Origin of the sequence: Neoroseomonas soli (assembly GCF_018129065.1) — a bacterium.
Classification (GTDB): domain Bacteria; phylum Pseudomonadota; class Alphaproteobacteria; order Acetobacterales; family Acetobacteraceae; genus Neoroseomonas; species Neoroseomonas soli.
Genome location: NZ_JAAEDM010000119.1, coordinates 1 through 10,859, shown reverse-complemented (window position 1 = coordinate 10,859; position 10,859 = coordinate 1). Strand labels below are relative to the sequence as shown.

Here is a 10,859-nt window from a genome sequence, read left to right as displayed (position 1 = left end):
GACCGCCTCGACCGCGGGCTGGATCTCGGCGGCGCGCGCCTCGACGCGCTCGGCGATCCGGCGGCTGGTCTGGAGGTCGCGCTCCGCCTGGGCGCGCAGCGCGGCCATCTGGGCCTCGGCCTGCTGGCGCTGCAGGGCGCCGGCGCGCTGCTGTTCCTGCACCCGGCGCGCCTGCTCCAGCCGGCATTCCAGCACGCGGTCCACCGCCTGCTGGCTCTGCTCGATGGCGGTGTTCTCGCGCTCCATGTCGTTCCCGACGGAGGTGGCGAGGGCGGCCTCATCCGCCGCTTCGCGCCGGCGCTGCTCGAGGTAGGTGGTGGCGGCGACGGCCGCGGCGGCGGAACTCGCGGCCCAGACGAGGCCGCCGATGATGCCGGGCCGGGTGCCGAGGATGCCGCCGGCGCCGATCACTGCCGCCCCGGCGACGATCGGCGCGGCGAAATAGGCCCCGCTGCGGTCGAGTTCGACGACCTGCGGCCGGCAGGCGTCGGTGCCGTCATCCGCCGGGAGTGCAGAGGTCGCGGTGCCCGCCTGCTGGCCGGCGCAGGAGGCGAGGAGCAGCGCGGCCGCAGTGGCCGCGGCACTGCCGCGGATCCTACGCCGCCGCGCCGGGTGCTTCGACGTCTGGTTCTCGGGCACGATCCATTCCTCGCCGGTTTGCCGGAACCCTACACCGCCGTCCGGCCCGGAAGCCAATGCGGGGTAGCCGCACCGGTGTGGTTGGCCCGGGGGCCGAAGGGCGGCCGCGCCGGGCCTCAGATCAACTGCCCCCGCAGGAAGCCGAGCGCAGGCAGGGGCGTCCATTTGCGCGGCAGGTCCGATCGCCGGATGGGCGCCACGGAATAATGCGGCACGGGCTGCCTCGCCCGCACCAGCCAATCCGCATAGGCCTTGACCTGCTGGTCCCGCCAGGCGCGATCGTCCAGCGCCTGGGAGCGAGAGCGGAAGACTTCCGCCACGCGGCTTTTTCGCCCCACCGTCGCCACGACGGCCCAGAGCGTATCGTCATCCCCGCCACGGACGCTGACCAGGGTCCCCACGGCGTGAACGGTGGCAAATCGCGGTCGCCCGGGTCAAGGCCCGGAACGCGTCACACGAGCGCCGTGGCGGCGAGTCCGATACGATCGAGCGGGCCGAAACCGTGATCGAGGATCGGCTTCGCCTCGCGCTGGCAGGCGGCGATGGGCGCGGGCCGGTTGCCGGGGCCACGTCCCGCGCCTGGGTCCGGCGCGGATCGTGGCGAGGAGGCATCCCGGCAGCCTCGCGCTGGAGACCCGGGCGGCTTGCCGCGCCGCGCATCCCGCGCTGATCTGCGGCGAGCAAATGCGGGAGCGGAATGCGTGATCGTCATCGGCCGGGGCAGCGTGCAGCAGGAGGAATGCGACGTGATGGGGCACATGAATGTGCGCCACTACGTCGCGCGGGTGGCGGATGCGCTCGCCTGGCTGATGCTGGAGGCGGGGCTGCCGCCATCCCGCGGCGCGCTCTCGGTGCTCGACCAGCACATCCGCTTCCTGCGGGAGATGGCGCCGGGCACGCCCTTCACCATCCTCGGCGGCGTGGTGGGCGCGAGCGGGGACCGGCTTCGCGCCTTCGCGGAAATACGCAACAGCGCGACCGGCCTGCCGGCGGCGACGGTGGTGACGGATCTCGGCAATGCCGATCCGGCCACGGGCGCGCTGCGGCCGCTGCCGGCGGGCCTCGCCCTCGATGCGCTGCGGGTCGAGGTGCCGGACCACGCCGCGCCGCGCGGCCTGACCTTCGTGCCCCCGCGCCCGATCCCGAACCGCACGGAGGCGCTGGCGATGGGCCTGGCCGAAGCGTATCGCGGCGCGGTGCGCCCCGATGAATGCGACCGCGAGGGCATCATGCGGTCGGATGGCGTCATCGCCCGCGTCTGGGACGGCGTGCCGAACCTGCGAAACCGCGGCACCGGCCTCGGGGTGAAGGAGGAAGGCATCGGCGGGGCGGCGCTGGAATACCGGCTGCTGCACCTCCATCCGCTGCGCGAGGGGCAACTCGTCACCGTCACCAGTGGGCTGCGAACGCTCGCGGAGAAGACCACCACCTGGACGCACCTGCTGCACGACGGCGAGACCGGCGCCCCGGTCGCGGCGGCCGAGGCGGTGGGCGTCGCCTTCGACCTCAAGGCGCGCAAGGCCATCGCCATCCCGCTGGCGCAGCGCGCGGCGCTGGAGGCGCTGCTGGTGCCCGGCCTCGGCCTTTAGCGTCGCGTCCGGCGGGACCGCGCCGGCGGCCTTGGCGAAGCGCGCAGCCAGCCGGTATCCGGAACGATGCGCCCCCGCCGGGGCCTGCCGGCCGGCACGCCGGCGCCGATCGTCGGAAGGCTGCACCGCGCGGTCGCCGCGGCGGCGGCGACGCCGGAGATGGTCGCGGCACTCGACCGGCTGGAATACGCGCGATCACGTCGGACGGCCCGGCGGCCTTCGCGGCGCGCATCCAGGAGGCGCGGGAGGAGTGGGGCGCGATCGTTCGGGAAAGCGGGCTCCGGCCGGAGAATTGAGCGGGACCGGGCCACGCTGGCGGATCGTTGGGGGGGAGGACGAGGGGGATCGCGCCCGGCGAAGCATGCTGTCAGACGAGCCCGACCCGGCCGGTCTCGAGGTCGTAGAGCCCGCCCGCGATCCGCAGCGCGCCGCGCCCGACCAGGTCCGCGAGGATGGGCGTTGCCGTCTCGAGCGCGCGGACATTGTGCCGGATGTTGGCGACCACGGCCCGCCGCGCCAGGTCATCGCCGGACTGCGCGAGGGCAGGCTCGATCCCCGGCTTCATCGCGCGCACCACGTCGGCGATGTGGCCGGGCGGGTTGTTCCCGTGGCGCAGGGCGGCGACTGTCGCATTGACCGCGCCGCAGCGCGTGTGCCCCAGCACCAGGATGAGCCTTGTGCCCAGCGCGGTCGCGCCGAATTCCAGGCTGCCGAGCCCTGCGGGCGTGACGAAGTTGCCGGCGACGCGGACGACGAAAAGGTCGCCCGGGTTCTGGTCGAAGGCGAGTTCCGGCACGACCCTGGAATCCGCGCAGCCGAGGATCGCCGCAAAGGGGGCCTGGCCGCGCGCACGGGCGGCGCGGCCGGCCGCGAAGTCCCGCCCGAGGGGCTGGTTCGCGACATAGCGCGCATTGCCTTCCATCAGCGCCTGCAGGGCGGCCGCCGGCGTCGCGGCCCTGCCCGTGCCCTCGGCCCGGGCCGCGGGGGCGGCGGACGCCAGCAGCGATGCACCCACGGCGAAGAGGCCGCGGCGTCCAAGGGATGGGCGCTGGCAGGTGAGACACATGGGCTCGGTCCTCGTGCTTGACGCGGGAAGGATGCGCCGGGGGGGGGGGAGGGAGTCCGGGCATCCGGCCAGGTGCCCGGGATGGCGCATGCGGCGACGATTGCCCGGCCGCGTCCGCTGCGCGACGCTCGGTTCATGGCAAACATTCGCGAAATTCGCCTTAACGCCTTCGACATGGCCTGTGTCGGCCACATCCAGCAAGGGCTGTGGACCCACCCCCGTGACCGGGCGGTCGACTACCTTTCGCTCGATCACTGGATGGGCCTCGCGCGGCTGCTGGAACGCGGCCTGTTCGACGGGCTGTTCCTCGCGGACGTGCTCGGCGTCTACGACGTGCATGGCGGCAGCCAGGACGCGGCGGTGCGGCACGGCGTGCAGGTGCCGCTGCTCGACCCGATGCTGCTGGTGCCGGCCATGGCGGCGGCGACGCGGCACCTCGGCTTCGGCGTGACGGTGAACCTGGCCTGGGAGCCGCCGGCGCTGCTGGCGCGGCGCTTCTCGACGCTGGATCACCTGACGCAGGGGCGGATCGGCTGGAACATCGTCACCGGCTATCTCGACAGCGCGGCACGGGCGATGGGCCTCGACCGCCAGATGGCGCATGACGACCGCTACGACATGGCGGACGAGTTCATGCAGGTCGCCTATCGCCTGTGGGAGGAATCCTGGGCCTCCGACGCGATGAAGCGCGACCGCGCGAGCGGCGTCTACGCCGACCCATCCCGCGTCTCGCGCATCCGGCACGAGGGGCGTCAGTACCGGCTCGATGCGCCGCATCTCGTGGAGCCGTCGCCGCAACGCACGCCGGTGCTCTACCAGGCCGGCGCATCCGACCGCGGCCGCGCCTTCGCCGCGCACCATGCGGAATGCGTCTTCCTCAACGGCGGGCCCAAGCCGCATGTGGCGTCCCTGGTGAAGGACCTCCGGTCCCGCGCGGCGCCGAGGCCGATCAAGGCGTTCATGGGCGCGACGCTCATCATCGGCCGGACAGCGCAGGAGGCGCGCGACAAGCTGGAGGACTACCGCCGCCACGCCGATGTCGAGGCCGCGCTGGTGCACGCCTCCGCCTCCCTCGGCATCGACCTGGCGAGGCTCGGCATGGATGACGAATTGCCCTCCGCGCCTTCGGAGGCCATCCGCTCGAACGTGGAAGCCCTGCGCGCCGCCGCACCGCGCGCGACCAAGCGCGCGCTGATCGACCGCATGATCCTCGGCAGCCGCCAGCCGCCCATCGTCGGCAGCGTGGAGGAGGTGGCCGCCACCCTCGTCTCCTGGGTGGAGGAGGCCGACATCGACGGCTTCAACCTCTCCCGCACCGTCGTTCCGGAATGCCTGGAGGATGTCGTGGCGATGCTGGTGCCGGCCTTGCAGGAGCGCGGCCGCTACAAGCGCGACTACGCGCCGGGCACCTACCGGGAGAAGCTGTTCGGCGCCGGCCCGCGCCTTTCCGCCCCGCACCCGGCTGCCGCCGTCGCCCGCTGACTTGCCGGCGCGCGGCGGCACGCTACCTTCCCCCGCAATCTCCAGGGGATATCGAGACAATGGACGGAACCCAGATGCCCGCCGCCAGGGCGGCATTCACCGCGCGCTACGGCGCCGGCGCCGAGCCCAAGGCCGGGCCGTGGAACGACACCATCGCGCTGCTGCTCTCGCACCGCTCGGTGCGCGGCTTCACTTCGGATTCGCTGCCGGACGGCACGCTCGAGACGCTGGTCGCCGCCGCGCAATCGGCCGCCACCTCGTCGAACCTCCAGACCTGGTCGGTCGTCTCGGTGAACGATCCTGAGGTGCGCCGCGAACTCGCGGTGATCGCCGGCAACCAGAAGCACATCGAGCAGTGCCCGATCTTCCTGGTGTTCCTCGCCGACACGTCACGCAACGGGCGCCTGGCGGCGGATGCGGACACGGAACTCGTCGGCCTGCCGTATCTGGAATCCTTCCTGGTGGCGTCGATCGACGCGGCGCTCGCGGCGCAGAACGCGGTGGTGGCGGCGGAAAGCCTCGGGCTGTCGAACGTCTATATCGGCGCGCTGCGCAACAACGTGACGCGCGTGGCCGAACTGCTCGGCCTGCCGCCGGGCGTGGCGCCGGTCTTCGGCCTCTGCGTCGGCCATGCGCTGCCGGGCCGGGAGGGCGAGGTGAAGCCGCGCCTGCCGCAGGAAGCGGTGCTGCACCACGAGACATACGACGCGAACGACGCCGGCCACCGCGCGGCCTACGACCCGCGCCTCGCCGAATTCTCCCGCCGCAACGAGATGCTGGGCGACACCTGGACGCAGCGCGTCATCGCGAGGCTCGGCACGATGAAGGCGCTGCACGGGCGCGACAGGCTGAAGGACGCGCTGGTCGCGCTCGGCTTCCCGCTGCGCTGAACCGGCGCGGGCGGGGGGATCAGCCCTCCGCCACGCCTTCCCGCAGCCGCGTGTCGAAATAGGCGACCGTGCGGCGCAGCCCTTCCTCGAGCGGCACCTTCGGCTCCCAGCCGAGCAGCCGCTTCGCCAGGGAGATATCCGGGCAGCGCCGCGTCGGGTCGTCCTGCGGCAGCGGCCGCTGTTCCAGCCGCGCGCCGTCGCCGCACAGGGCGATCACGCGCTCGGCCAGTTCCCGCACGGTGATCTCGTGCGGGTTGCCGAGGTTGACCGGCCCGGTCACCTCGTCCGGCGTGTCCATCAGGCGGATCAGCCCGTCCACCAGGTCGTCCACGAAGCAGAAGGCGCGCGTCTGCGTGCCCTCGCCGTAGATCGTCACCGGGTTGCCCTGCAGCGCCTGGACGATGAAGTTCGACACCACGCGGCCATCGTTCGGGTGCATGCGCGGGCCGTAGGTGTTGAAGATGCGCGCCACCTTGATGCGGAGATTGTGCTGGCGGCGGTAGTCGAAGAACAGCGTCTCCGCGCAGCGCTTGCCCTCGTCGTAGCAGGCGCGGGGTCCGAGCGGGTTCACGCTGCCGCGGTAGTCCTCCGGCTGCGGGTGGACTTCCGGGTCCCCGTAGACCTCGCTGGTCGAGGCCTGTAGCACCTTGGCCCTCACCCGCTTGGCGAGGCCGAGCATGTTGATCGCGCCGCTGATGCTCGTCTTGGTCGTCTGCACCGGGTCGAACTGGTAGTGCACGGGGGAGGCCGGGCAGGCCATGTTGTAGATCTCGTCCACCTCGACATAGAGGGGGAAGGTCACGTCGTGGCGGATCGCCTCGAACTGCGGGTGGGGCAACAGGTGCGAGATGTTGTCCCGCGTGCCGGTGAAGTAGTTGTCCACGCAGAGCACCGAATGCCCCTGCGAGAGCAGCCTCTCGCAGAGGTGCGAGCCGATGAAGCCGGCCCCGCCGGTGACCAGGACGCGCTTGCGGGAGATCATCGCTGCGGGCTTTTCCTCGCTGGTGTCATGGCATCATTCCCCGTGTCCCGTTGCGGGAAGATGAAGGTCGGGCAACCCCGGCCTCTTCTGCTCCGGGCAGCACACCATGGGCCGCGACGGGGAACAAGGCGCTGTGACCTCGCGCCATTCCCGGCCGTGGCGAACACGTGTTAGTGTCGCAACGATCTCGGGCGGCGCGCGGGTCCTCCCCGCGCAGGCAGGGGCAGGAGCGGGCTGCGGATGGACTGGACGAACAAGCGGGTCCTGGTGACCGGGGCGGGCGGTTTCATCGGCAGCAACGTGGTGGAAACACTGGTCGCCCGCGGCGCCCGGGTCACCTGCTTCGTCCGCTACAAGGCGAGCGGCGACCACGGGGCGCTGCATTTCCTGCCGGAGGATGTCCAGAAGCAGCTCACCGTCGCCTCGGGCGACCTCGCGGACCCGGCGAGCGCCGCCGCGCTGGTCGAGGGGCATGAGGTGGTGCTGCACCTCGCCGCCCTGGTCGGCATCCCCTATTCCTACATCCACCCGATCGAGGTGGTGCGCACCAACACCATGGGCACCGCCTTCCTGCTCGAGGCCTGCCGCAAGGTCGGCATCGGGCGGATGGTCTGCTTCTCGACCAGCGAGGTCTACGGCACCGCCCGCTACGCCCCGATCGACGAGGAGCACCCGCTCCAGGCGCAATCGCCCTATGCCGCGAGCAAGATCGGCAGCGACCAGATCGCGCTGTCCTACTTCCGGTCCTTCGGCACGCCGGTTTCGATCGCGCGGCCCTTCAACACCTACGGCCCGCGCCAATCCTCCCGCGCCGTGATCCCGACCATCATCACCCAGGCGCTCAAGGGCGGCGCGGTGAAGCTCGGCGCCGTCTCCCCCACCCGCGACCTCTGCTACGTCGGCGACACCGCGGAAGGCGTGATCCGCATCTGCGAGGTGCCCGAGGCGGTGGGGGAAGTGATCAACATCGGCACCGGGCGCGAGATCTCGATCGGCGCGCTCGCCGGGAAGATCTTCGAGATCCTCGGCCGCAAGCCCGAGATCATCACCGATGAGAAGCGCCTGCGCCCCGAGAAGAGCGAGGTCTTCCGCCTGATCGCCGACGGATCGAAGGCGAAGCGCGTGCTCGGCTGGGAACCGCGTGTCGGCCTCGAGGAAGGCCTCTCCCGCACCATCGAATGGATCCGCGCCAATCCCGCCTTCTTCAAGGTGGACGACTACCATGTCTGAGGCGCCGGCCGGTGCGATGAAGGCCGTCATTCTCGCGGGCGGGCGCGGGACGCGGCTCGCCCCCTACACCACGGTCCTGCCCAAGCCGCTGGTGCCGGTGGGCGGCGTGCCGATCCTCGAGACGGTGCTGCGCCAACTCCGCTGGCATGGGTTCGAGGAAGCGGTGATCGCGGTGGGCTACCTCAGCAGCCTGATCCGTGCCTATTTCGACCAGAACCCGCTGTCGCAGCAGATGCGCATCACCTACCACCAGGAACAGGCGCCGCTCGGCACGGCGGGGCCGCTCGCCACCATCGAGGGGCTCGACGAATCCTTCCTGTTCATGAACGGGGACCTGCTGACCACGCTCGACTACGCGGCGATGATGCGGCTGCACCGGGAACGCGACGCCGCACTGACCATCGCGGTGGTGGAGAGGAAGATGCAGATCGAGCTCGGCGTCCTCGGCCTGAACGAGGCGAACGAGATCGTCTCCTACACCGAGAAGCCGGTGCATTCCTTCCCCGCCAGCATGGGCATCTACGCCTGCCATCCGCGGGTGCGGAACTACATGGCCAAGGGCGTGCCGCTCGATGTGCCGACGCTGGTGCTGCGGCTGATCGCGGCGGGGGAGAAGGTGGTGGGCTACCGGTCCGACTGCTTCTGGCTCGACATGGGCAACCCGTCCGACTACGCGCGCGCCTCGGAAGCCTTCGAGGCCAATCGCGCCCAGTTCCTGCGCGACGAACCGATCTGACGGATCATGCGAGGCCGGCTGCGGCGCGCAGCCGGCGCAGCACCTCTCGCAGCCGCGGCGCCAGCAGCATTGCGGCACCGATGCGATGCCGCGCCTCGGCGCTGCCGGCGGCGATGTCGCCCCAGCTGGCCGGGTCCAGCAATTCCGCGACACTGCCGGCGACGGCGGCCGGCGCCTGCCCGGCCAGCAGCGCGCGCACGAGTCCGTCCCGGTCGGTCACTGCGCATTCCGGCGACACGTCCGCGGCAAGCGCCGCACCCGCTTCCGCGACCGGGACCAGCCCGCAGGGCGGCGACAGCGCCTCCAGCACCAGCGAGGCTTCCTGAAGCAGCGCGCCCCGCCGCGCCGCCCGCGCCGGGATCACGACGTCGAGGCCCCTCGCCGTCGCCGCATTGGCGTAGGGGTCGCGGTCGTCCTCCGCCAGCCAGCCGATCACCGGGCCGGCGAAGCCCGCCCCGCGCAGCGACGCCACCCAGTCCGCGCCGTCATGCGCGCGCAGGATGCGCAGCACCAGGTCGGCCTGCGGCATGCCCTCTGGCAGATCGGCGCTGATCTCAAGCAGCACGCCCTGCGCCGCCAATGCGGCGCGCGCTTCCTCGCGCGCGGCGGGGTTCATCGTCTCCGCGCACCATTGGTCGAGCAGCAGCAGGCGCGGCCGGCGCCCATCGGGGGCAAGTGCGCCCCGCAGCCTGGCATGCAGCATCGCGAGGCGGCCGGGGGAGGGTGCCGGCGTCGCCACCCGGTCGCGAACCGCCACCTGTTCCTCGGCGAGCGCCGCGCGTGCCGCGGTGCGCTGCGCGGCGTGGATGCGGTACATCGCCGCCGGCCATGGCACCTGCACGATACGCGGCCGAAGCGCCGCCGCGCGCAGCCACATCTCGTAGTCGAAGACCGCTGCAAGCGAGGTGTCGAGCCCGCCGATCCGCTCCCACAGGCGGCGCGAGAACAGCGCCTCCGGCTGAAGGAAGAAGTCGCCTTTCGCCCAGCGGCCGAAGACATCGGCCATGGCCGCGGCGGTGAAGCCCTCGGGCCCCGCCGCCAAGGGCCGCTGCACGCCGAGGATGCGCCGCCCGCGATGCGGCAGCGAATAACCGTGCACGATGTCGGCGCCGGGATCACCCGCCCAGGCGGCACCGAGGCGATGCAGCGCGCCGGGTGCCAGCAGGTCGTCCGCATTGATCCAGCCGAGGAGGTCGGCATCGCTGCCGGCGAAGCCCTTGCCGATCGCCTCGGCCGGGCCGCTGTCCTTCTCGACGATGACGTGGTGCAGCACGGGTCGGTAGCGCGCCAGGACCTCCGCCGTGCCGTCGGTGGAGCAGGCGTCGACCACCACGTGCTCCACCGCCGGGTAGGCCTGGGCGGCGACGGAGAGGATCGTCTCCTCCAGCCACGGCCCCGGATTGTAGCAGGGGGTCACCAGGCGGATGCGCGGCCAGCGCGCGCCATCGGGACGTGATGTTTCCCAGGCTCGGCGCGCGGCCTCGGGCGGGCCGGCGAAGGGCCAGGGGAGTTCGCCGAAGCGTGGCCAGGCGGCGCCGGCCATGGCCTCGTCGCCGCAGGCGGGCAGGGGCGCGAGCAGGTCGGCGGCGGTCGCGGCATCGCCTGCCGCCAGCGCGGCGAAGCCGGCGTTGAAGCGTGCGGACGGCGCCTCGGGCGCGGTGGCGTGCGCCAGGGCGAAGGCGATGCCGGCGCGCGCCTGCCGGCCGGTCGCGAGCAGTGCCAGCCCCGCTGCATTCGGCGCTTCCGTCGCGCCGATGCCGGCCAGCACCCTCGTCGCCGCATCGTCGCCCGCTGCGATCGCCGCTGCGCCGAGGCCGCGCAGCAGGTCGTCTCGCCCCGCATCCTCCGCGAGACGCGCGAGTTCCCCGAGCGCCTCGGGCGGAATGTCGCGCGGCGCGATCCGTGCCGCTTGCGCCAGGTCCTCGAGCAGCGCCGCGTCGGCGCCCGAATTCAGGCTGCGGCGATAGGCCGGCAGCCCGGCCTCGAGGAAGCCGCGGCGCATCACCGCGCGCGGGCTTCCGCGCCAGGCCGCGCGCAGGATGGCGCAGGCTTCGTCCACCGCGCCCAGTCGGCGCAGCAGGTCGGCCGTCATGCCGAGCAGGTCGGCGAGCCGCGCATCGTCCCGCGCGGCAGGCAAGGCCGGCGTCGCCACGCGCAGCGCGGTCGCCGGCCGGCGCAGCCGTGCCTGGAGCAACGCGACGCGCGCACGCAGCGCCACCTCCCCCGGCGCCATGTCCAGCGCGGC

The 10,859-nt window shown here is 72.5% G+C and carries 10 protein-coding genes; 5 read left to right on the top strand and 5 right to left on the bottom strand.

From position 1 onward, the window contains the following. Together GXW76_RS23540 and GXW76_RS23535 are read right to left on the bottom strand one after the other, a co-directional pair. Positions 1-639 (bottom strand): hypothetical protein (locus GXW76_RS23540; RefSeq protein WP_211864584.1); only part of this gene is annotated, 639 nt, incomplete at its 3' end. Positions 640-755: 116 nt separating this feature from the next. Beyond that, a complete protein-coding gene (locus GXW76_RS23535) occupies positions 756-1,040 on the bottom strand; it encodes a hypothetical protein (protein WP_211864583.1) in 285 nt (94 codons plus the stop codon). Between the two features lie 300 nt (positions 1,041-1,340). Between GXW76_RS23535 and GXW76_RS23530 the strand changes: the two genes are divergently transcribed. Beyond that, a complete protein-coding gene (locus GXW76_RS23530) occupies positions 1,341-2,228 on the top strand; it encodes a thioesterase family protein (RefSeq protein WP_211864582.1) in 888 nt (295 codons plus the stop codon). Between the two features lie 367 nt (positions 2,229-2,595). On the opposite strand, the gene GXW76_RS23525 is transcribed toward GXW76_RS23530, so the two are convergent. Continuing rightward, positions 2,596-3,294 carry a carbonic anhydrase gene (locus GXW76_RS23525; protein WP_211864581.1) on the bottom strand — a complete coding sequence of 233 codons (699 nt, stop codon included), beginning with the start codon at positions 3,292-3,294 and terminating at the stop codon, positions 2,596-2,598. A 135-nt stretch (positions 3,295-3,429) separates the two neighbouring features. Here GXW76_RS23525 and GXW76_RS23520 point away from each other — a divergent pair, with 135 nt between their 5' ends. Further along, entirely contained in the window at positions 3,430-4,776 is a 1,347-nt protein-coding gene (locus tag GXW76_RS23520; RefSeq protein WP_211864580.1) for an LLM class flavin-dependent oxidoreductase, read from the top strand. Between the two features lie 59 nt (positions 4,777-4,835). Next, positions 4,836-5,666: an NADPH-dependent oxidoreductase gene (locus GXW76_RS23515; protein WP_246514656.1), complete on the top strand. Its 831-nt coding sequence runs from the start codon at positions 4,836-4,838 to the stop codon at positions 5,664-5,666. A gap of 19 nt (positions 5,667-5,685) precedes the next feature. Here GXW76_RS23515 and GXW76_RS23510 read toward each other — a convergent pair whose 3' ends face one another. Beyond that, positions 5,686-6,648, bottom strand: coding sequence for a UDP-glucuronic acid decarboxylase family protein (locus tag GXW76_RS23510; protein WP_211864579.1), 963 nt, complete (start codon positions 6,646-6,648; stop codon positions 5,686-5,688). Positions 6,649-6,888: 240 nt separating this feature from the next. Between GXW76_RS23510 and GXW76_RS23505 the strand changes: the two genes are divergently transcribed. Both GXW76_RS23505 and GXW76_RS23500 read left to right on the top strand, forming a co-directional pair. Then, entirely contained in the window at positions 6,889-7,878 is a 990-nt protein-coding gene (locus GXW76_RS23505) for an SDR family NAD(P)-dependent oxidoreductase (RefSeq protein ID WP_211864578.1), read from the top strand. Beyond that, positions 7,871-8,614, top strand: coding sequence for a nucleotidyltransferase family protein (locus GXW76_RS23500; protein ID WP_211864577.1), 744 nt, complete (start codon positions 7,871-7,873; stop codon positions 8,612-8,614). The genes GXW76_RS23505 and GXW76_RS23500 overlap by 8 nt, the downstream gene beginning before the upstream one ends. A gap of 4 nt (positions 8,615-8,618) precedes the next feature. Here the strand turns inward: GXW76_RS23500 and GXW76_RS23495 are convergent. Beyond that, positions 8,619-10,859: glycosyltransferase family 2 protein (locus GXW76_RS23495; RefSeq protein ID WP_211864576.1), on the bottom strand; the 2,241-nt coding region annotated here is incomplete at its 5' end.

Excerpts from the sequence above, each read along its gene's own strand:
- GXW76_RS23525 (WP_211864581.1), bottom strand. The coding sequence starts at position 3,294 with ATGTGTCTCACCTGCCAGCGCCCATCCCTTGGACGCCGCGGCCTCTTC.
- GXW76_RS23520 (WP_211864580.1), top strand. The coding sequence starts at position 3,430 with ATGGCAAACATTCGCGAAATTCGCCTTAACGCCTTCGACATGGCCTGT.
- GXW76_RS23515 (WP_246514656.1), top strand. The coding sequence starts at position 4,836 with ATGGACGGAACCCAGATGCCCGCCGCCAGGGCGGCATTCACCGCGCGC.
- GXW76_RS23510 (WP_211864579.1), bottom strand. The coding sequence starts at position 6,648 with ATGATCTCCCGCAAGCGCGTCCTGGTCACCGGCGGGGCCGGCTTCATC.
- GXW76_RS23505 (WP_211864578.1), top strand. The coding sequence starts at position 6,889 with ATGGACTGGACGAACAAGCGGGTCCTGGTGACCGGGGCGGGCGGTTTC.
- GXW76_RS23500 (WP_211864577.1), top strand. The coding sequence starts at position 7,871 with ATGTCTGAGGCGCCGGCCGGTGCGATGAAGGCCGTCATTCTCGCGGGC.